General features: G+C 39.0%; 16 protein-coding genes and 1 pseudogene. 9 read left to right on the forward strand and 8 right to left on the reverse strand.

Annotation, left to right across the window (positions count from 1 at the left end; genetic code table 11):
* Positions 1-222: 222 nt before the first annotated feature.
* The 3 genes from ACIQYG_RS04660 to tagD form a co-directional block, all read right to left on the reverse strand.
* Positions 223-1263, reverse strand: coding sequence for a C40 family peptidase (locus tag ACIQYG_RS04660; protein WP_402835801.1), 1041 nt, complete (start codon positions 1261-1263; stop codon positions 223-225).
* Positions 1264-1542: 279 nt separating this feature from the next.
* On the reverse strand, positions 1543-2706 hold the full coding sequence (locus ACIQYG_RS04665; RefSeq protein ID WP_402835804.1) for a CDP-glycerol glycerophosphotransferase family protein: 1164 nt from the start codon (positions 2704-2706) through the stop codon (positions 1543-1545).
* Positions 2699-3097, reverse strand: coding sequence for a glycerol-3-phosphate cytidylyltransferase (tagD, locus tag ACIQYG_RS04670; protein ID WP_057278149.1), 399 nt, complete (start codon positions 3095-3097; stop codon positions 2699-2701). The genes ACIQYG_RS04665 and tagD overlap by 8 nt, the downstream gene beginning before the upstream one ends.
* Positions 3098-4013: 916 nt before the next feature.
* Here tagD and ACIQYG_RS04675 point away from each other — a divergent pair.
* The 6 genes and pseudogenes from ACIQYG_RS04675 (at position 4014) to tagH (ending at position 11931) form a co-directional block, all read left to right on the forward strand.
* Positions 4014-7343 carry a CDP-glycerol glycerophosphotransferase family protein gene (locus tag ACIQYG_RS04675; protein ID WP_402835807.1) on the forward strand — a complete coding sequence of 1110 codons (3330 nt, stop codon included), beginning with the start codon at positions 4014-4016 and terminating at the stop codon, positions 7341-7343.
* A 95-nt stretch (positions 7344-7438) separates the two neighbouring features.
* Positions 7439-8518: a glycosyltransferase family 2 protein gene (locus ACIQYG_RS04680; protein ID WP_402835809.1), complete on the forward strand. Its 1080-nt coding sequence runs from the start codon at positions 7439-7441 to the stop codon at positions 8516-8518.
* A gap of 37 nt (positions 8519-8555) precedes the next feature.
* The gene (locus ACIQYG_RS04685; RefSeq protein ID WP_402835811.1) at positions 8556-8972 is read left to right on the forward strand and encodes a hypothetical protein; all 417 of its coding nucleotides are present in this window, start codon (positions 8556-8558) and stop codon (positions 8970-8972) included.
* Between the two features lie 137 nt (positions 8973-9109).
* A pseudogene (locus tag ACIQYG_RS04690) lies at positions 9110-10315 on the forward strand (CDP-glycerol glycerophosphotransferase family protein); the annotation flags it as partial.
* A gap of 3 nt (positions 10316-10318) precedes the next feature.
* Complete coding sequence (locus ACIQYG_RS04695; protein ID WP_402835813.1) at positions 10319-11116, forward strand: ABC transporter permease; 798 nt, start codon at positions 10319-10321, stop codon at positions 11114-11116.
* Between the two features lie 17 nt (positions 11117-11133).
* Entirely contained in the window at positions 11134-11931 is a 798-nt protein-coding gene (gene tagH, locus ACIQYG_RS04700; protein ID WP_034315705.1) for a teichoic acids export ABC transporter ATP-binding subunit TagH, read from the forward strand.
* 37 nt (positions 11932-11968) lie between these two features.
* On the opposite strand, the gene ACIQYG_RS04705 is transcribed toward tagH, so the two are convergent.
* From ACIQYG_RS04705 to ACIQYG_RS04715, 3 genes are read right to left on the reverse strand one after another with little or no spacing between them, the layout of a single operon-like run.
* On the reverse strand, positions 11969-13135 hold the full coding sequence (locus tag ACIQYG_RS04705) for a glycosyltransferase family 4 protein (RefSeq protein WP_402835816.1): 1167 nt from the start codon (positions 13133-13135) through the stop codon (positions 11969-11971).
* 30 nt (positions 13136-13165) lie between these two features.
* On the reverse strand, positions 13166-14692 hold the full coding sequence (gene murJ, locus ACIQYG_RS04710) for a murein biosynthesis integral membrane protein MurJ (RefSeq protein WP_402835818.1): 1527 nt from the start codon (positions 14690-14692) through the stop codon (positions 13166-13168).
* 4 nt (positions 14693-14696) lie between these two features.
* On the reverse strand, positions 14697-16127 hold the full coding sequence (locus tag ACIQYG_RS04715) for an O-antigen ligase family protein (protein ID WP_402835820.1): 1431 nt from the start codon (positions 16125-16127) through the stop codon (positions 14697-14699).
* A gap of 112 nt (positions 16128-16239) precedes the next feature.
* Here ACIQYG_RS04715 and ACIQYG_RS04720 point away from each other — a divergent pair, with 112 nt between their 5' ends.
* The 3 genes from ACIQYG_RS04720 to ACIQYG_RS04730 all read left to right on the forward strand — a co-directional run bounded on the left by ACIQYG_RS04720 (position 16240) and on the right by ACIQYG_RS04730 (position 19228).
* On the forward strand, positions 16240-16983 hold the full coding sequence (locus tag ACIQYG_RS04720) for a WecB/TagA/CpsF family glycosyltransferase (RefSeq protein ID WP_402835822.1): 744 nt from the start codon (positions 16240-16242) through the stop codon (positions 16981-16983).
* A gap of 18 nt (positions 16984-17001) precedes the next feature.
* Positions 17002-18105 carry a glycosyltransferase family 4 protein gene (locus ACIQYG_RS04725; RefSeq protein ID WP_402835824.1) on the forward strand — a complete coding sequence of 368 codons (1104 nt, stop codon included), beginning with the start codon at positions 17002-17004 and terminating at the stop codon, positions 18103-18105.
* Between the two features lie 73 nt (positions 18106-18178).
* Positions 18179-19228 (forward strand): glycosyltransferase family 4 protein, encoded by a 1050-nt coding sequence (locus ACIQYG_RS04730; protein ID WP_402835826.1) that lies wholly within the window; start codon positions 18179-18181, stop codon positions 19226-19228.
* A 206-nt stretch (positions 19229-19434) separates the two neighbouring features.
* Here ACIQYG_RS04730 and ACIQYG_RS04735 read toward each other — a convergent pair whose 3' ends face one another.
* On the reverse strand, positions 19435-20457 hold the full coding sequence (locus ACIQYG_RS04735; protein ID WP_402835828.1) for an LCP family protein: 1023 nt from the start codon (positions 20455-20457) through the stop codon (positions 19435-19437).
* Positions 20458-20635: 178 nt separating this feature from the next.
* A complete protein-coding gene (locus tag ACIQYG_RS04740; protein ID WP_402835830.1) occupies positions 20636-21271 on the reverse strand; it encodes a YigZ family protein in 636 nt (211 codons plus the stop codon).
* Between the last annotated feature and the right edge of the window lie 533 nt (positions 21272-21804).

Here is a 21804-nt window from a genome sequence, read left to right on the forward strand (position 1 = left end):
GGTATTTTTAACTATACCTTTTTTTTGTCAAAAATAGAATAGTTTCTTTTTGTAGTTAGAGTGCATATTTACCTTTTTTCATCCAAAAAAACGAAGGATTCTAAATTCCTTCGTTTGCACATCATTCGATTGTTTCAAAAATTGTATAGCTAGAGATAAATAAGCTATGAATCTGTTAACATAAAATTGCCAGACTTTAAGAGAAAGTCTGGCAAGTAAATCTTATAAACTTCTATAACCGATGATTTTACTTTTGAAATAAGAGTTTGAGGTAGTACTGATCGTTACTCCCTTACTTGATGAGGCATGAATGAATTCCCCGCCGCCCAAGTAGATTCCCATATGGCTTATGACTGATTTATTGGAACCCGTTGCAAAGAAGATAAGATCGCCGCTTTTCGGTGAAGTGACTTTTTTACCCATATCATAGTATGTGGACGATGAAAGCCTTGGAACATCATACCCAGCCTTCTTGAATGTATAGTAAATGAAACCGCTGCAATCGAAACCTGATGGGGAGGAACCCGCCCACGAATATGGTGTACCAATTAATTTCTTTGCTTCGGAAACGAGCTTGGCCACTTTGTTCCCCGAACTTGGGGCATCCACTTTTCCGCCATCGTTTTTATCTGCAGGGGCAGTGCTAGCCGATTTACTTAATTTCAGTTTTTGACCCACTCTGATTAAATCGGATTTTAACGAGTTGATTGATTTAAGCTGGGCCACAGTCAAGTTCGTTTTTCTGGAGATCTTGGAAAGGGTATCACCTTTTACCACAATGTATGTAGACGAATTGGCTGGGGTCTGTGTACCATTGGATGGTTTGGAGCTGCCGGGTAAATCAATGGTAGTGGTGGTGGTTGATTTGGATACGATAAGTTTGTTTCCTGCATAAATCCTATCGGATTTTAAGTTATTCAGTTTCATCAATTCAGCAAGTGTGAGGTTATGCTTGTTTGCTATCCTGGTTAAGGTATCACCTGAAACGATGGTATATGTGGTTTTCTTTGTTTTATTCACGGAAACTGAAGAAGCATTTGATGTTGTTTTGGAGTTGGGTGTAATTAATTTTTGATTGATTCTCAAAAAGTCCGATTTTAAGTTATTAAGCCGTTTTAAGTCTTTTACCGTCGTATTATGCTTCTGGGCGATTTTACTTAAGTTATCACCGCTTTTAACTGTATATGTACCGGCAAGGGCAGGAGAAACAAAAGTCGAAGATAAAATGGCTAATGTCGAAAATGCGACAACACTTTTTTTCACTATTTTCCACCTCAAATATGTCTTTTTCCCTATTCTAACAAAATAAATGGGTTTAAACATATTACATTTTTGTTACAAGGGGAAAATAGTATTATTTTACTGGTTTATATTGGTGGTGTTTGAGTGTTGAAATCTACAATATTTTCTATATTATGAGTCTTTTTTCACATTGTGGAGTCTTGCGTTTTCATTTGTCATTCCCTGTAAAAATACCTCTGTTTATGGATTGTAAATTTCCATAAAAAAGAAAACCCACTTCGTTTTACGAAGTGGGTGGTTTTATTTAAAAAGGAAATCAACTAAATTCCTGCTTGAATTTCCCGTGGAGTATTCATTCCATTTTTGGTTAAAGGATGCGATCTTCATTAATGAATGATCGGCGGTACGGATTTTCCTTAAGAGATCTTCTGTGGTAGATACCACGGGTCCGGGCATGGAAGAGGAGTAATCCTCCCAGAATCCCCGTTCCTGCACATACTTTTCTAAATCATATGCAAAGAATATCATGGGTCTTTCCAAGAAAGAGAATTCAAATGGAATCGATGAGTAATCGGTTATTAAAAGATCCGTACTGATCAGCAGTTGATTAACGTGAAAATCACTATCGACAGGGTAAATGAATCCCGGGAATTTATCTTGTAAATCATGCTCCGCTTTTACAGCTGGATGTAATTTTAGTAATAACGCATAATTTTCGCCCTTAAGTTCCCTGTAGAGCAATTCCAAATCAAGTGCAATCTCTCCATTGTTCAAACCGTCATTACGAAATGTAGGGGCATATAATATGATTTTCTTATGCTCAAGCTCTGGATACTTGGCCAGCAAAGCATTACGGGCAGTTCTTTTTGATTCATCATTAAAAAAGAAATCGGTCCGAGGTATCCCGGTCCTTAGGATATGGGATGCCGGCAGTTGAAAACTTTCTTGATAAATCTCGGCCATTCTCTCCGAACCTGCAGTAACGTAATCAAATTTATTATATACCTCAAAAAATCTTTTCCTTGCACCGGCTGAACGGTTTTTAATGGAAGGATCTTTTGCTCCGAATCGCTTAACGGCACCTGCCGCATGCCACACTTGGACACAGGTCACTTGCTTTTTGAATGCAATGGCTGAAAGAAAGCCAAAATAATTATCGATGATAATCCATTTTGATGTAGCCAGATGATAAATCGATCGGATCATGGCACTGATATTTTTTGATTCAAACGGAAGGACGATGGTTTCCCCATCGTCCTTAACTTGTATAGAACTGCTTGATTTCATTAAAAATACCTTTTGAACGGAAATGTCCTGCTTGTCCATTTCATCTGCGATATATTGGCAATTGTCCCCGAATGATGTGACAAAGGTCGTTTTGTCATATAAAGGGAAAAGTTTAAAGATAGAGAATAAAACTTTGAAACAAAAAAGATAAATCCCTATCGCGAATTCTTTAGCCATTAGTAACTTGTAGAAGGTCATCTTTAATTTGGGAAGTCGAAATGCCGATTGTTCTTGGAAGGTAGACCACTTCACAAACTTCGGATAATTCATCGAATTGGCCTTTCCAGTCATCACCCATTACAAAGATATCCACACCTTCACGAACGATGTCTTCCCTCTTTTGTTCCCAATTGTCTTCAGGTATGACTTCATCCACATAGCGAATTGATTCAAGGATCATTTTTCTGTTTTCAAAGCTGTGATAAGCTTTTTTATCTTTTAAAGCATTGAATTCATCCGTTGAAATGGCAACGATCAGATAATCCCCTAAATCTTTAGCGCGTTTTAATAGATTGATATGCCCCCAATGAAGCAAATCAAAGGTTCCGTATGTGATTACTTTCTTCATTTTTATTCCTCCTTTAAGACTCTTAAACTGTTATTCAATCAATTAATATATATTTGGTCTAATAGAATATGAAATGGAACAATAAAACAGGCAACTAGCATTTCAATTCTGCTTGATGTTTTTCTATATTTTTAGGCAATGACATTCTCTAACTAATTATAACTTAATAGCTTTACAAATAAACCACAATTTTTTTACAAATAAACCACATTTTTTTACATTGATGATTATTGTAAATATTGATTTTTAAGTTAAAATTAAATGTTGACTAATTTGTATGACACTAAAGGGCATAATAAAGTGTCTATAATTGTAAGGATTTATACTGAATGGTATTTAAAAATAATTTTCCTCACATTAATGAATGAAGACAGATTTCATTGTCCTTGCTGCAATCAGAAAAGCCACACACAATTTTACCACGTTTAGGAGAGAACAACTAGAGGAGCTTTATGAATCCCTGTTTTCTAATAGTGAATGTGAAGCGGAAGAATCGCATAAAGGAAAGAGGATGGGTCATCTACAGGCCCTAAATCTATCGCTTAACATTTTATGGTTCCAATTAATGAAGGGCAAGGATAAACAGTTGGCCTGTTTTGAAAGCGTTCACTTTGATTATTAAGAAGACTTCTTTGTAATTAAAAGATATGTTTTTGCTATTCCCTTTCCATTCTGGCAACATGGAAGGACATGCATATGATTTTTACGGTTTTTTAGTTTTAGTATGTTCGTTTTCGACAATGAATCAACCCGATATTGTCTTTTTTTGTTCATAAGAAGACTCAAAGGGAATATATGGGTGACCCCTCTGTCTGTTTAATGATATTGAGGAAAAACCGAAAAAAGTTTATGATTTTAAAGTACAATGAATGATTCATTTTTATTTAAATAAATAATTTGTTATAGGTGGTCTAAAATGATTAAAAAGCTTCTTGGAAAAGGGAAAGCAAAAAAAACTCCTAAAATTAAGCTAAAACAAGTTCTGACCATTGCGCAAGAGGAAAATATGCTATTGATAAAAGGAGAATTTTCAATAGAACATTATTGCGCAAAAGAACTATGGCTATATTCTAGGGAAAACGAAGATCAAAAAATAAAAATAGCTGAATCAGTGAGCTCATCTAAATTTGAGTTTAAAGTAGATATGAAAGATTTAATGCGGAAATTAGCAGATGATGAACCGACTGTTTATGACTGTTATATAAAGGTAGCCGTTCCGGTTGAAAAGCTGAGCAAAAAAACAATACTTAATATCGAACATAAAGCTGAATATGTAGAAGTGAACGAACAGGTTCATATTGAATTTCCAATTCGTCTGGGGCGTTTTCAGGAGACATACACGAACAATTTAAGTATTTGCACCTATGAAGATAAACAAAGTATATTCTCGATTACCAATAAAGGGAATATATCTCTTTACTTCAATAAAGTCCCTAAAGTTCAGATTAAGTCTCAAATCGAAAAAATCAAAAACAATTCGAAAACCATGCAAGTTAATGGTCAAATCTTCACCAAGCATTCCGCGATCATAAAAGGCGAGGGCCTAGTTAGAGGAAGACAAAGTGGCAAAGAATATCAGGCAAATATATCTTTTATTCATAATAAGGAAATGAATATTAAGAAATTTGGACTGAATCGTTATATCTATGATTTGAAATTGGATTTAGAACAATTAGTCAGTGCGGATTTGGAAGATGATGTATATGACATTTACATGAAATTACATTTACATGATCAGGAAGAGCCGAAAATGGTACGCGTCGGAAGACCAACCACCAGAACTAAATTATTTACAAAAAAGACCGATGTCAGCTCGAATAATGTAGTTGCCATCGTCAATCCATATTATACCTTTAAAGCATCCAATTTATCTTTGGAAGTGTTTAACTTCTCTACAGAAAGTTATCGATATTTAAAAAAGATGATGGGGTGGAGGCGTTTTCTGGCTTTATTTAAAAAGAAAAAGGATGTTTGGCTAATTGGTGAAAGAACTTATAAAGCCCAGGATACCGGATATCACTTTTTTAAATATATGAGGGAAAACCACCCTGAAAAAGAAGTGTATTATGTAATAGAAGAAAATTCCGTGGAAGCCAAGAACGTCGAGCCCTTTGGAAATATACTTTATTTCAAGTCAAAGGATCATATTAAAAAAACAATGGAATCGACACGTATCATTTCATCACATCATCCGGATTATTTATATCCATTAAGAACATCTGAATTTAAAAATCGTGTTAAGGGAGTTAAGGTATTTCTTCAACATGGTGTTATGGGCACTAAGAATATGGTGGCAAACTACGGCAAAAATGCAGCCTCCGGTTTTAGTACGGATGTTTTTCTAGTTAGTTCAGACTTCGAAAAGGATATGATTGTAACGGATTTTGGGTACAACGAAAAGGAAGTATTCACAACCGGGCTTTCTAGGTTCGACTCACTGTTTAAGGATGATGTTTTAACAAAGCGGCAATTATTGATCATTCCAACATGGCGGGATTGGATTACATCCGATGAAATATTTTTGGAAAGTGAGTATTTTGAAAGGTATCAGAACTTGGTGAATCACCCGGTGTTACATGAGTTATCTAAAAATAATGGGTTTGAAATCATTTTTTGCCTTCACCCCAATATGCAGAAATTCACGTCTTATTTTAAAGATGCCCCAGTTCGGGTGATTAGTCAGGGTGAAGTGGATGTCCAAAGATTAATTAAAGAAAGCGCGATTATGATCACGGACTATTCAAGTGTTGCTTTTGACTTTAGTTTCCTGCATAAACCGGTTATATACTATCAATTTGATAGAGATCGTTTCATAGGGAAAAGACCGTCACATTTGGATTTGGATAACGATCTTCCGGGTGAAATCGTTGATGAATTGGATGGATTGTTAGGTGTATTAGCCGAATACGCCAACACTGATTTTGTCATGAAGAAAAAGTATATCGATAAGGCCAACCGTTTTATTAAATATCGCGATGTCCATTCTAATTCAAGGATATTCGAAGTGATTCAACATGCAGAGAAAGATCAGAATTCACTTATTAAATTATATAACCACCCGATATCAAAACTCATCATGAATCGATTTAGGAAAAGTGAAAAGTATTTCCCTGTCATGAAAAAAGTTTATAAGATCATGTCCAGGATCATACCGGTTGACCGGAACCTTATTCTTTTTGAAAGTGGGATAGGGAAGCAATTCTCCGATAGTCCCAAGTATATTTATGAAGAACTGGTCAAAAGGGATAATAAATATAAAAAAGTTTGGGTGTATAATGGTAATTTGCCGATAAAAGGCAAAAATACGAAGCTGATCAAACGTCTAAGCCCGGAATACTATTATTATTTAGCCAAAGCAGGTTATTGGATAAATAATCAAAACTTCCCTACCTATTTAAGCAAAAGGAAGGAAACGACATATATTCAGACTTGGCATGGTACCCCTTTGAAAAAAATGCTGTTTGATATAGACAATATTCAAGGAAGAGACGAGGGGTACTTGAATCGGGTGCATGGTGCAACGAGAACTTGGGACTATTTAATATCACCAAGTCCATACGCATCCAAAGCCTTCAGGAGTGCTTTCAAATATGAAGGGGAAATACTGGAAACGGGATATCCAAGAAATGATTTGTTTTACAAGGAAGATGCTTCAATAATTGCCAACTCTGTGATGGAAAAACTGAAGATACCGAAAGGGAAAAAAGTCATCTTATATGCTCCTACATTCCGGGATAATCAAACTTCGAAAAACAATAAATTCATTTTCGAGCTGAAATTTGATTTGGAAAGAATGAAGGAAGAACTAGGGGATGAATATATCCTTTTGTTAAGGATGCATGTTGTTATAAGTAATAATCTCAGCATTCCAAGCGAATTCGAGGATTTCGTGATAAATGTATCCAATTATTCGGATATCCAGGAACTTTACCTGATTTCTGATATATTGATTACGGATTATTCTTCCGTAATGTTCGATTTTGCTAATACTGCCCGGCCGATTTTATACTACACGTATGACTTGGAAGATTACAGAGATAACATCCGTGGATTCTATATGGACTTTGAAAAGGAAGCACCAGGTCCATTTTTAAAAACGACTGAGGAGATTATCGATACTATTACCAATATTGATGAAATAAACATGCAATACAAAGAGAGATATGGTTTATTTAGAGAGAAGTATTGTGGAATAGAGGATGGTAAAGCTACACAGAGAATCGTGGATAAATTTTTTAATGATTGATTCCTTAAATAAAGGGTATTGTGCTTTTAAGTAACTGGTAACTGGCTGCCTGATAGAAACACCTATGTTACCTCTACTTAAAAGGAGGGAATCGTATGAATTTCTTGGTACGTCAAAAAGCGAGGGAACTTTTAAAGAGCGGTAATATTTCAATAAAAAATAATCCTGTAGGCTTAAGGAATAAATTTTTAGGAAAAGTAAAAAAAGTCACTGTAGTCACTGCTGCTTATAATGCTGAAAAATTCATCAGAAAAACGATTGAATCAGTAATAAACCAAACCATGGGTATAGATCAGATTGAATATATCATTATTGATGATTGTTCGACTGATGCTACCAATAAAATCATTCAGGAGTATACAGCTAAATATAAAAATATCTGTTCAGTTACTCTTCAAGAAAATAATGGGTCACCTGGGACCCCCAGAAACATTGGAATAGAATTGGGAACATCCAAATATATAACTTTTTTAGACGCGGATGACTGGCTTGCCCATGATGGACTGGAAAGCCTCTATAACATCCTGGAGGAAACCGGTGATGATTATGTTGTGGGCAAAACGGTAAAAGTCGAATCTGAGGCAGATAGTGTCATGGGTGAGTTTGCTTCCATTAAAGAAAGAAGAAGCATCACCCCAATGGATATTCCGCACTTTTTTTATCATATGGGTCCAACGGCCAGGATGATGAATCTGCCTATGGTTAAAGAAAATGAAATTGGTTTTCCGAATATGAAATTCGGTGAAGATAAATGGTTTTTTACTGATGTTTTCTTTAAAGTCAGAGCAGTATCAACTACTAAAAAACCTATTTATTATGTCAATAGGACTTCAGAAAATCCCTCTTCTTTAACACGTGTTACGAATGTGCTGGAAAAAAGAAAAGCGGATATTGACATAATAAAGTATATTCAATCCAAGGACATTGCCATTGAATTGAAAAAGGCGGCCCTTAACCGGATTTATGAGTACGATATTGTCAAAACGTTCGACAGCCAAACTTTTGTGAAATCCAAGAATAAAGAAGATTTTATAGAAATGTTAAGGGAAGCTGTCGAAACTGCGAAAAACTTGTCATATGACTTTAAGAATGAATTTAAGGTGCCTATTTATAAATTAGCTCTTGAATTATTCATGGGGGATCGCATTGGGGATTTCGTAAAGTTATTTGAATAGTTAAAGCGGGATTCCAATAAAAAGTATCATATTAAAGATGGTTTACAATGAACTTCCATTTCTGGAAGATGAATATCGCTTTGTCAGGATACCGATGCTTGCCCGTGCAATGGATTCTTTCATCATGGATAATGTCTACCACCAAAGTTTTGAGATTTATGGTGATGATATAGACAACATAGATTCTGTATTGATACGTGATCGAAAAAGAATTGACAATGAAATCAATTGCGAAGTTCAAATAGAAGGTAATAGAGGTCAGTTTACTGTTTCTTTAGATGAAATTGATAAAATGGAAATGTCATTATTTACTGTGTTCATTCGCTACAATGATTATCAATTGGTGAATATTAAAAGGATCCTGAAAAATAAGATGACGTATAATAAGAAAAATGTGGAGTTTTATACAACAGTGGCAAATAATTTGGGACTGGCAATAAAGTCTTTGGAGTAGCTGTTAAAAGTACGCCAAAAATAAGCTCTCCCTTTTATTCGGTGAGCTTATTTTTAGTTCGAAATTAGCATGGTTCAATTATCATTAATCAATAAAAAGGGAGATCGGATATGTCAAATGAAAATGTACAAACCTCAAAGAGACCTTCCTTTCTATCGCTAGTTAAAAATAAGGCTAAAGCAATTATTTTAAGAGGATATAAAATGGCTTTTTCATTGGCGGGCACAGTGTTGCCAGTGGACCAGAAGCTAGTCATTTTTGAGAGCTTTTTGGGCAAGCAGTATAGCTGTAATCCCCGGGCGATTTACGAATACTTGCAGAGTAACCATCCTGAATATAAAATGTACTGGAGCGTAGATAAAAGATATGCAGCTCTTTTCGAAGAGGCAGGCATTCCATATCTCGATCGTTTTTCTTTCAGTTGGCTGCTCAAAATGACAAGGGCCCGTTATTGGGTGACGAACAGCAGGCTCCCGCTTTGGATTCCGAAGCCGAAGCACACAATCTATTTGCAAACCTGGCATGGTACCCCATTAAAGAAACTTGCAGCGGATATGAATGAAGTTCATATGCCTGGAACAACGACGGATAAATATAAAGAAAATTTCCATGCCGAATCAAGTAAATGGGATTATTTAATTTCACCGAACGCTTATTCAAGTGAAATCTTTGCCCGGGCCTTCAATGTCGATGCCTCTAAAATTCTGGAAACGGGTTATCCTCGTAATGATATACTTTACAACGGGAATAATCGTGATACAATCGACTCATTGAAACAGAAGTTGGGTATACCAATAGAGAAAAAGATCGTTTTATATGCCCCAACTTGGAGGGATGATGAGTTTTATAGCAAGGGAAAATATAAGTTTGAAATAAAACTGGATCTGGATCGAATGAAACGGGAATTGGGGAACGAGTATGTCATTTTGCTCCGTCTTCATTACTTGGTTTCTGAGAACTTGGATTTATCGGCGTTTCAAGGATTCGCCTATGATTTATCCAGTTACGAAGATATTAGTCATTTGTATCTTATTTCGGATTTATTAATAACCGATTATTCATCCGTATTCTTTGATTACGCAAATTTACAGCGTCCGATGCTTTTCTATGTATATGATATTGAAAATTACAGGGACAAGCTTCGCGGGTTTTACTTTGATTTCGAAAAGAATGCACCAGGTTTGTTAGTCAAAACATCTGATGCGGTCATTGATAGTATCAAGACGATGAAATATGAAAATACCAATGATATCAATCATTTTCACGAGCGGTTTTGTGCACTCGAGGATGGCCAGGCTTCACGCCGTGTCGTAGAAAAAGTGTTTTTAGGAAGGTCTGTGTAATTTATGAGTTCAGCTTTGACCGTTTTAAAAGAACAAATCAAACATTTTTATTTGGTAAGGCGTTTATCTGTTTATGAGATGAAAAGTGCCAACAGCAGTAACTACCTGGGAATCCTATGGGAAATCATCAATCCGATGATACAGATTGCGATTTATTGGTTTGTATTTGGATTTATCATCTTAAATCGCGGGGAAAATTTCCTTCCGTGGCTGATGGCAGGGATCGTTGTCTGGTTCTTTGTGAACCCGGCCATAACCCAAACGTCGAAATCCGTCTATTCCCGAATGAATATGGTATCCAAGATGAGCTTTCCGATGAGTGTCATTCCATCGTATGTCATCTTTGCTAAGTTGTATCAGCATCTCATGCTGCTGGGAGTCATCATCATCCTATTAGGGTTTACAGGTTACCTCCCTACAGTCTACATCTTGCAACTGCCGTATTATGTTGCAGCGACGGTCTTGCTGTTATTTTCATTAGGTTTAATCACTTCAACATTATCAACCATCATTCGTGACGTTCATAATATAATCGTGTCCTTAATGAAAGTCATGTTTTATTTAACACCAATCCTTTGGGTATTGGATGCAAAGGAACACCCTACCATAGTCAACATCATGAAGCTGAATCCGCTATATTATATTGTAGAAGGGTATCGAGCTTCGTTGTTGGGGGAATCATGGTATCTGATAGCGCATTGGGAATATACCCTTTATTTCTGGGCAGTCGTTATCATCTTATTTTTGATAGGTTCCTCGCTGCATGTCAGGTTCAGAGATCGCTTTGTTGACTTTAAGTAAACTGGAAGTGAGAAAAGTTGGAAAAATCGGTAATTGTCAAAGATATAACGAAAAAATATAAATTATATAATAAAAACTCGGAAAAATTATTGGATCTCCTTTTGCCCAAAAGCTATGGGGAAGAGTACTTCGCTCTGAGGAATGTTAGTTTTGAAGCAGAAAAGGGCGATGTAATAGGATTTGTCGGGGTCAACGGATCAGGTAAATCCACATTGTCCAATATTATTGCAGGCATTGTCCCGCCCACGGACGGAAATGTCCAAACTAACGGGAAAACGGCCTTGATTGCCGTTTCATCGGGCCTGAATAATCAGTTGACGGGCAGAGAAAACATCGAACTGAAAATGCTGATGCTCGGATTCGATAAAAATCGGATCAAAGAACTTGAGCCCGAGATCATTGAGTTTTCGGAACTTGGTAAGTTCATTGACCAACCGGTGAAATCCTACTCAAGCGGCATGAAGTCCAGGCTTGGTTTTTCCATTTCCGTGCATATCGATCCAGATATCCTGATTATTGATGAAGCCTTATCAGTCGGGGATAAAAACTTTGCTGAGAAGTGTTTAGAGAAAATGAACGAATTTAAGGCAAAGGGCAAAACGATGTTCTTTGTCAGCCATTCAATCGGTCAGATGAAGAAATTTTGCCAAAAGGCATTATGGCTTGAATATGGAGAGTTAAAGGCATACGGTGCCATGAAGGAAGTAATGCCGCAATATGAGGCATTCTTAAAAGAATATAACGCCATGTCTAAACAAGAACAGAAAAAATACCGTGAAGAGCAAATGAAAAGGCGTAGTTCCGCACTGGTATGAAAGTGAAAAGCAGACCCGGGCTTCGGGTCTGCTTTTTTTAGTTAATCACTTCAACATAAGCTTTCTCAAACCGCTCGGCAGCTGAAAGGTGGGAGTATTCGTTTTCCATTTTATATCTTGCTTTCGCAGCTAACTTTGTTGCATATTCAGGGGCATTAAGCAGAATGGAGATGGCTTGTGAAAGTGCTTCTTCATTTTTTTCCTCTACTAACAGGCCATCTTCTCCATCAATGAGAATCTCCTTTAAACCTCCGATTGCGCTTGCAATGACGGGTGAGCGGCAACTCATCGCTTCTAAAGCGGAAATGGAAGTCGCTTCTTCCACCCCGTGGGAATGAACGCTTGGGATGAGTACGATGTCCGATGCTTCATAGAGGTTATGCATTTTCTCGAACGGCACTGAACCCAGGAAAAGTACGGAATCGGATATTTTGAGCCTGGCTGCGGTTTCTTCAAGCCGGCTTCGCTGTTCTCCTGTACCTGCATAGACCAATACCGTTTCACGATGGTTTTCCAGCACCTCCGGCAGGGCAAGGAGCGGGTAGATGACACCGTTCTTTTCCGTCATTCTTCTCGGAACGAAAAGCATCTTCTTATGTAGGGGTATTTGAAAGTCCAGGCGAGTTTGCTCCCGCTTTGCCATCTCCGGTTTAAAAGCAGACACGTCAATGAAGTTCTTGATCGTATCAGCCTCTATATGTGCCAAATGATTTATATAGTCTTTGATCCTTTGATCGACCGTCACAACTTTTGCAGCGGACTGATAAGCTTTTCTTTCTAGCTCGCGAATGATCAAATCTTCTTCACTGTCCGGAAGAAGGGCGCCCCTGCTGACTGCCTCGAATGAATAATAACCATGGACGGTTTGCACCGTTGGTATCCCGGATTCGATGGAGGCAAGCGTTGCGAAAATGTCTTGAGCATTAATGACATCATAGTTCTTTTTCAAGGCATTAATAGATGAAGCCAATAATTTTTGGCGTTGACGGTCATTGAAAAGCTGGCCGCTCCCCTGTTTTACTTTATTTAATAAAAATCCTGGAGCCTGGGCGAGCATCTTCCTCTTGAAAGGTGGTAATTGAGAGAAAGATAATATGTCCACATTATGGCCCCGCGACATTAAACCCTTTTTTAACGTAGTGATATGGCTCGATAGCCCTCCTTCGTGAGGGTAGTTGAAAATCGTTGTGATTAAAATGTTCATATTGGCACTCCTTCTCCTTCTTCTAATGTATTACTTTGATGATCTGATCCTTTTCATCCCTTGCAGGCTGCTTACCTTAAAAAGAATGGATAATGCGAGATATAATCCGAATACCAGCAGCGAGATGATCACCAATTCCATGATGATGGGCAACGTTAGCGTAAGCGGATGGATCCAGAGAGCGATTCCGTAAATGATGGCCCCGATGATGGTAAGCTTGCCGCTTTCCTGAAAAACATCCAAGAAAGCTGCCTTGTCCGTTCTTTCTGTCTTCAGCCATAGGTAGCCGAAAAGGTAGAGAGATTGCAGGAGCATGGAAATCCCCGATGCTAGAGCAATTCCGCCGACGCCGAGATAACGTGACAGAACCCAGCTGAGCAGCACGTTAAGCAAAACGGCAATCAGGCAGGAATACATGGCCGCTTTCGTTTTCTTCAAGGCGTAGAAGGCGTTCATCAAATAATCCCTCAGTGCAAAGAACGGGAGGCAAGCTGAATAAAAGAGGAATGCCCTATAAGTCATATCAGTTGCTGAAGCATCGAAAGCCCCGCGTTGGAAAGCGAGAGTGATTAAACTGTTTCCGCTGATTAACATGACGACCATGAACGGAATCGCTAAAAATAACAGCGATTTCAACCCTTTTAAGGTCAAATTAAGGAAAGATTGATAGCCTATAAGCGCGCGCTCGACGATTGAAGGGTACAATACGGTAATCAGCGGCGTGAGGACAATGCTCAATGGCAGCCACAGCAGGCGATTCGCATAGTTCAGGGCCGATACGCTTCCGGTTTCGAGCGAAGTCGCGATAATCCGATCGACGACACTATTCAACTGGATCGCCAAAGCGGCGATAATGATTGGATAAAAGGTGAACAGTGTTTGTGCGATCTGCCTTTTATGAGGCAGGAAAGAGACGATGGGCCGGATTCCGTATTTCTTCAATGATGGGTATTGGATAAGGAACTGGCTTGCTGCACCAAACACAAACCCCCAAGCCAATCCTTCAATGCCAAAGGGAGCCGCGAACAATACGGTGGCTGCTATAATGACCGTGTTTTGTGCAGTTGAAGTGAGTGCCGGCAGAATAAAACGCTTATTCGCATTCAGGACCCCCGTCGCCATGTATGAAAGCGTGAAAAATAGTAAACTTGGCAGCATGATCCGGGTCAGTGACTCCGTCAGGGCAAGCTCTGAATCGGAGAAACCCGGGGCTGTCAACATGACGAGCGGCTTTATGAAAATCATGCAGGCAATGGTCAGGACTCCGGCAACCAGCATAAAGAAAGAACCTAAAACACTGATGAATTCATCCGCTTTCTTTGGGTTATCCGCTTTCTTTTCCAAGTAAATAGGAATGACGCCGGCCTGAAGACCGCTGCCGAGAGCCGTAAAAAGAATGGTTGGTATGAGACTTGCCACGAAAAAAACATCCGCCATGGATGATGCCCCGAAATAGGCGGCAATAATCGATTCCCGCCCGAATCCGAGGACTTTTCCAATGGCTGCTATAATGGTGACGAGCCCGACCGATTTAATGACATTTGAAAGAGTAGGCATATTTTCAATCCTTTAAAATGATGTCCTTCTGTAAACAGAATCCCAAACAACTATAAAATATCAGCGTAAACGTTTTATCTTCGAGAATATTGTAGAAAAGTCCTGCTAATAATGCAGCCAACATCAGGCAGATGGTGAACGCAGCTAAAGTGCCTTTTCCCGATTTCAGGATTTTCCTGCAGGTGAAAAAGATGAATGCAAGAACCGCAAGGAAGCCTAGGACACCAGTTTGGACCAGAACCTGGATATATTGATTATCGGTATACATCCTTTCACCAATTTGGTATTCCTGATAGATTGGTGAGGAAAAGGAAAGTGTGGCAGAATCTCCGAAGGTTCCTAGCCCGGTGCCGATTATCGGGTGATCTTTGAAAATTTCAATTCCCTTGATTAGGACATATAATCGGCCCCATTCCGTACTTTGGTGCAGAGTCTTATCAGAGAACATTTCTGAAAAGCGATTGGAGAGGGCATGTTCGTGTTCGGAAGAAGGGGTGCTGCCGATTACCACATTTTCCATCGGAATCGATGCGGATACCTCCACTTTACTTGATGCAAATAAAACTGGGTAATAAATAAGAAGCAAGCCGAGACAAAATGCTCCTGCAGCATATTTGAGAAATGGTTTATTTCTAGTCCAAATCATAAAGACAAGCGCAGCGAACCCGAATGCAATCATCGTGCCCCGTGAATAGGTAAGCAGTAACGTTCCGGAAAGCAGGATGGCTGCCAGAAAGACGATCCATTTATATTTTTTCAGTGACTGAAATAGAAAGAAACTAAGGAATAACTGGATGCTTAAGAATAAGGCAAATACATTAGGATTGGCAGGTGCCCCATAAATCCTCATCCGGTTTGTTGGAGAAAGATTCCACATTTCCCATGCGTGGGGAAGCAGGATCGTACGTGAAAAGATTTTCTCCACTATGCCATGCAGGCAAAGTAAGATTGTGAATATTAGGATTACCTTCAAAAAGCGAAAGATATCCTTTCTTTCTAGATTTAATTCACCGATAATGTAAAGAAGCAAGAATGTAATAAGCAATGCACGGAGTTCAAATAAGATGGAGAGGATTCCCACTCCGTTAATGAGTGCAGCACCGGCACCAATTAAACAAAACAACCAAAATGGCGCAGTAAAATGATATTTCGAAAATGGCCATTCGTTCTTTTTGAGACTTTCAATAAGCAAAGAAATGAATAAGGTGAGGATGATCAGGTCACCTGTATAGTTTAAGCCGCTATTCAGTTCCGTCAATATGGGACGGGCAGGGAAATAAATGAATAGAATTAATAACAGGTTTTTTTTATTTATACCGATAAAAACGAGCATCAACGCCGTTGCCATGTAACCGGCGATAGGGTGAGGCACTGCCGATGGGACGAGCAGGCACAGAAATAGAATGGGTAACGATTGTTTTTCTATAAACTTCAATTGATTAACCACCTTTGAATCAAAAATCACGTTCTATGATGTGTATGAAAAAATTTCTTGAATAATACCCCACCCTTTAGATGTATAGTACATATGAAAGGCTGAAGTGAAAATGACAGAGAAGTTTGTTGAGATACTATCGATACCATTCATTGATAGCAATATGGATGAATTCATGAATGGAATGATCTATCCAAGATTGATGAATCAGGAAAAAACGTTTGTCGTTACGGCAAATCCGGAAATAGTTGAGTATGCAAATGAACATCAGGATTATAAAGACATCATTATATCGGCTGATTACATCACTCCGGATGGCGTTGGTATTATTATGGCCTCTAAATGGCTAAATCAACCTTTACAAGAGCGGATTACAGGATTCGACTTGATGAATGAATTATTTCGGGTCGCTGATGAAAAAGCGCTGAAGGTATATCTGCTTGGAGCGGAGGAAAACGTGATTGAAGCAGCGGCCCTGAAAGTAAAAAAATTATATCCGGGTCTCGAGTTGGTGGGATACAACCATGGTTACATTGATATCAAGGATGATACCCTGCCTAAGTCGATAGCGGAACTTGAACCTGACATCATATTGACTGCATTAGGATTCCCTAGGCAGGAGAAATGGGTTTCCAGACACTATGCGTTATTCAATAAAGGGTTATTCATGGGAGTAGGGGGAAGCTTTGATGTCCTTGCGGGAAAGGTGAACCGTGCCCCGGTTTTCTGGCAAAAAATGCGTCTTGAATGGTTGTACCGACTGATCCAGCAACCTTCACGGTGGAAACGGATGCTTGCGCTGCCAAGATTCGTTTTAAAGGTTAGGCGGTTAAGGAAAACGGTGCAGCGTTCCTGAACATAAGGAGTGGACTGGATGAGAATCTTGCACTTAAACGCTGGTAATGAAACCGGCGGCGGTATGTTTCATATTATGTCCTTACTGAACCAATTGAATAAAGAGGAGTGTTTGCTTGGTGTATTTGAAAAGGGTGAACTATACCGGCGGGCCATGTCCTCCGGGATACAAACTGAACTTTTCAAGCAACATTCCAAATATGACCTTTCAATTTTGAAACCTTTAAGGGACTTTATCTGTCTAAATAATATAGACATCATCCATACACATGGTCCGCGGGCGAATATATATGGTGCTTTTATAAAGCGCCTCATTAAATGCCCATGGCTTCTTACTGTTCACAGTTCGCCTCATCATGATTTTTTAGGGCAGGGCGTAAAAGGAAAATTGTTTACGGGCCTTCATGTAAGGTCATTTCAATATGCCGATCATATACTGGCGGTTTCCGACCGCTTTAAGCAGGACTTGATTGACCAAGGAATCCATTCGACCAAAATAACAAAGATCCTGAATGGAATTGACTTTGAAAAGGAACTGCCTTTCCCGTTTCAAAGAGAAGATTTCGGGTTCGGGAAAGATGATTTCATCATCATCATGCCTGCAAGGCTTGAACCGGTGAAAGGTCATGAATTTGCTTTTGCGGCACTAAGTGAAGTGGTATCGGAATTCCCCCATGTGAAGCTGATCCTTGCAGGGGACGGGAGCAGGAGATCCGCTCTGGAAGGGATGGTCTCGGAAAAGGGATTATCCGATCACGTGTACTTTTTGGGGTATCGTGAAGATTTAGATCGAATCTACCCGTTGGGGGACATCACATTACTGACTTCCTTAAGCGAAAGTTTTCCGCTCGTTTTACTTGAAGGAGCAAGATCGGGCCTTCCGGCAATCACTAGTGATGTCGGAGGTGTACAGGAATTGATTCCCGATCGGAGCAAGGGCTGGATCACGGATATCGGCAATGTCGAACAGCTGAAACTGGCCATCTGCAATGCTTTGGAATTGAAAAAATCCGGGGACTTGACAAAGATAGGGATGGATTTACAAAAATTTGCAAAAAACAACTTTTCTATAGAGATTTTAGCCAATAACGTATATAATGTTTATTTGAGGATGAAAAATTAAAATAAGCATTTATATATAGGTTTTCTTATAGATCGTAACGGGTATTAGATTTTTAGTTGAATTGAGGTGGTTCTTGATGTTAGGGGCCTTGTTGGTAGCCTTTTTATTATCCATTTTTTTGACTCCTTTTGTCGGAAAGCTGGCCTTTAAATTAGGAGCTACCGATAAACCGAATGAGCGAAAAGTGCATAGTAAAATTATGCCGCGCATGGGCGGTTTAGCTATATTTTTGAGTTTTTTCATTACCTTCTTGCTTTTCATGGATGATTTTGGGCAGCAGCTGCCCCTTCTGGTGGGAGCCCTTGTCATCATATTGATCGGGATGGCTGATGATATTTTTGAATTAAGGGCAGCACCCAAATTCCTGGGCCAGGTTTTGGCGGCCCTCATTATCGTATTATGGGGCGGTCTTGAAGTGGAATTCATCAATTTGCCGTTCTTTACCGATACACTTGAATTTGGTGTTTTAAGTATACCAATCACCATTTTGTGGATCGTCAGCATCATTAATGCAATCAACCTGATAGACGGACTGGATGGCCTTGCAGGCGGTGTCTCAACGATCGCATTAGTGACAATTGCAACTATGGCCCTTATTAAAGGGGACCTATTTGTTGCCATGGTCGCATTGATCGTGATTGGAAGCACCCTTGGCTTCTTGAAATATAACTTTCATCCGGCAAAGATTTTCATGGGAGATACAGGCGCATTATTTTTAGGTTACATCATTGCCGTTCTGTCCCTGCAAGGGTTTAAAAACGTTACGATGATTTCATTGATCGTACCGATCATCATTTTGGGTGTTCCCATTTCGGATACATTTTTCGCGATTATCCGCAGGGTCGTTAATAAACAGCCGATTTCGGCTGCTGATAAATCCCATTTACATCACTGTTTGATAAACTTGGGATTCACTCATAAGCAGACTGTCTTGCTCATTTACGCTTTAGCTGCTTGCTTTGGCTTAGTGGCAATAATCTTTCAATTTGCAACGGTGTGGGGGGCTTTGTTTCTTGTAACGGGACTTCTCCTGATCATAGAGATTTTTGTGGAGAAAATTGGTTTGGTCAATTCAAACTACCAGCCGTTGCTCAAGATGCTCAACTTTAAAAACAAGCCATGATCATTTTGGAATAGATTACTAGATTCGCTAGTTTTATTGGAAAGCCACCAATCGTTTGAAGTAACGGTTGGTGGCTTTTTTGCTGCTAACTACTAAAAGGGGCTAGATCATATTAGAGCCATTCTTGCAGCAGCATGTGACTTCATATAAGAAATGGTAAGGAATGCATCAAAAAACCCCCACTCATGACGAGTGGGGGTTTCACTTTATTCTTGTATTTGTGATTGAACTGCTTCAGTTTGATTGCCTTCAGCTGGTCCCAGGTTCAAGTGGGATTGAAGCAACAGCTTAGTATTCGCTAATGATGTTTCGTTCAGCTGATAATAATAGGTTCCGTTAATGGTAGAATCCTGACCTTCAAGTTTGATGGTTTCAAGATTGATGCCTTTATCGGTAGTCACATATTTTATGAAACCTCTCATTTGCGAGAATTGAAGGTTCGTTGTCATATTGTCGCCGACAGCTTCCATTACGTCTGTATATTTCGTTAGTGATCCAGCAGAGGTTGCTTTGGCGATGATGGCTTTCAGGACTTCTTGCTGACGCTCACCACGTTGGATATCACTGTCCTTTTTACGTGTCCGTGCAAACGCTAATGCTTCTTCACCATCAACGGTCTGTAATCCTTCTTCAAGATGGATGGCATTCTTTTTGTCATGTGAATCGATTTCATACATTTCATAAGGGACGTCGACTTCGATGCCATCCAATGAATCTACGACATCGATGAAAGCATTGAAGTTCATGCGAACATAATAATCGACAGGGACATCGAGTAACTCCTCTACGGTGTCCATCGTCGCTTTCGGTCCGCCGGCTGCATGGGCCGCGTTGATTTTGGTGGTTACGCCCTTGGCTGGTACGTACACATATGAATCACGCGGAATGCTTAATAGTTTTATAGACTTTTGATCTTTATTGAATGTGGCCAGCATTAAAGCATCCGAGCGGGAATTTCCTTTTAAGTCACGGTCCTTGCTATCATCGATCCCTATGAAGAGGATCGAGAAATTATCTTCGAGCGGGTCGATCGCTGCACTTCGCTTTGCTGATGCTTCCACAGGGTCATAGGAATCATTGAATACATTCTGGGCTTTCATATACAGGGTTGCAGCATACGTAGAAGCTCCCAGACCAAGTACCAGCAGGGGAACAAGCAATAACCAAAGCCTCTTTCGCCTTTTTTTCTTTGTTTTTTTAATTTTATAAACACGCCTAGTAGTAGACATCTTTTTCTTCTCCTTTTAAATAACGAACATCAGACATATATCGCTATTTTTCGAATCCTGCAGTTTATATTTCGTCATATATTACACCTAATTTTACAATGATTTAATAATTTCGTAAAATAAATATTTCTTTTCAATTATATTACAGCATAAAAATGGAAAAATATGCAGGAGTATATCAGGAGAATGCCTCTTCCAAATAAAGCATTTCTTCTTCGGTGATATGGCCTTGACCATTTGTCAGCTCTGTAATCCAAGCGTTATATGTCTCTTTTTGTGTTTCCTCAACATATACAAGGATATTGACCTGATCAAGGTATTGGATTTCCTTTATTTGATAAATGGAAGACCGCAATTCGTTTTCCAATTTTCCAAGCCAGGTATAGTCGACGGTTGTCGAAATGACCCGCATTAGTTTCCTAATGACCACACCAGTGGTATTTATCCCTTCTGATGTCGCTTTGCTGTAAGCGCGAATGAGACCTCCAGCACCAAGTTTGATGCCGCCAAAATACCGAGTGACCACAACAGCGGTGTCTTTCAGTTCTTTTTTCTTAAGCACTTCCAGGATAGGGACGCCTGCCGTTCCGCTTGGTTCCCCATCGTCGAGGGCCTTTTGAATTTGATTTTGTTCCCCGATCATATAAGCTGAACAATTATGTGTAGCATCTTTGTGCTTTTTCTTGATTTCCTGGATAAAGGCCTGTGCGGCATCTTCGGTTTCGACTCGGGCGATATGGGAAATAAAACGGGATTTTTCAATGACGATTTCATGTTCGCCGCGACCTGCCACCGTTAAATATTGAGTGAGCATTTCTATTCCACCTTCGTGCTTCCTATTAGTTGATTTATTATAAGGCTTTGCGGAAAAAGTGGCAATGACGATTCATTTACATACTGCATGTGTAAAGAAACTTTAATATAAGATAAAGCTGTACGTGTTATAATTAATTTCATTGCCTGTTATTGTTATTAGCTGGCCATATATGCTTAAAAGAATAACATTGTAGGAAAAAAATGAGTTCTGTGCCATTATCCTGGCTTTACCTTAACGTGTCCTCTCATTTCAAGGATTTTGCCATTTAATAAATGCATCTGTTTCATATGATAATCAATGGAGCGGAATATCCCATTTGATTGAAAAGGATATTTTGTATCAGGATAATAGATATGGCTTTCTGCCTTTAATAGGCAGACTTAATGCCTGGATTATGAGATGTATAGTAAATATGTACATTTTATGGAAATCACAAAAGGAAATTAACGTATTTTTAATCTTTTTTTGGTACAATATGTTCATGAAGGTTACTTCATACAAAAGTTTCCTGAAATTTAACCATTCATGAA

Origin of the sequence: Peribacillus sp. NPDC096622 (assembly GCF_044762665.1) — a bacterium.
Lineage (GTDB): Bacteria > Bacillota > Bacilli > Bacillales > DSM-1321 > Peribacillus > Peribacillus frigoritolerans_B.

Excerpts from the sequence above, each read along its gene's own strand:
- ACIQYG_RS04685 (WP_402835811.1), top strand. The coding sequence starts at position 8,556 with ATGGTTTACAATGAACTTCCATTTCTGGAAGATGAATATCGCTTTGTC.
- ACIQYG_RS04735 (WP_402835828.1), bottom strand. The coding sequence starts at position 20,457 with ATGTCTACTACTAGGCGTGTTTATAAAATTAAAAAAACAAAGAAAAAA.
- murJ (WP_402835818.1), bottom strand. The coding sequence starts at position 14,692 with ATGCCTACTCTTTCAAATGTCATTAAATCGGTCGGGCTCGTCACCATT.
- ACIQYG_RS04675 (WP_402835807.1), top strand. The coding sequence starts at position 4,014 with ATGATTAAAAAGCTTCTTGGAAAAGGGAAAGCAAAAAAAACTCCTAAA.
- ACIQYG_RS04695 (WP_402835813.1), top strand. The coding sequence starts at position 10,319 with ATGAGTTCAGCTTTGACCGTTTTAAAAGAACAAATCAAACATTTTTAT.
- ACIQYG_RS04720 (WP_402835822.1), top strand. The coding sequence starts at position 16,240 with ATGACAGAGAAGTTTGTTGAGATACTATCGATACCATTCATTGATAGC.
- ACIQYG_RS04705 (WP_402835816.1), bottom strand. The coding sequence starts at position 13,135 with ATGAACATTTTAATCACAACGATTTTCAACTACCCTCACGAAGGAGGG.
- ACIQYG_RS04665 (WP_402835804.1), bottom strand. The coding sequence starts at position 2,706 with ATGGCTAAAGAATTCGCGATAGGGATTTATCTTTTTTGTTTCAAAGTT.
- ACIQYG_RS04680 (WP_402835809.1), top strand. The coding sequence starts at position 7,439 with ATGAATTTCTTGGTACGTCAAAAAGCGAGGGAACTTTTAAAGAGCGGT.
- ACIQYG_RS04740 (WP_402835830.1), bottom strand. The coding sequence starts at position 21,271 with ATGCTCACTCAATATTTAACGGTGGCAGGTCGCGGCGAACATGAAATC.
- tagD (WP_057278149.1), bottom strand. The coding sequence starts at position 3,097 with ATGAAGAAAGTAATCACATACGGAACCTTTGATTTGCTTCATTGGGGG.
- ACIQYG_RS04725 (WP_402835824.1), top strand. The coding sequence starts at position 17,002 with ATGAGAATCTTGCACTTAAACGCTGGTAATGAAACCGGCGGCGGTATG.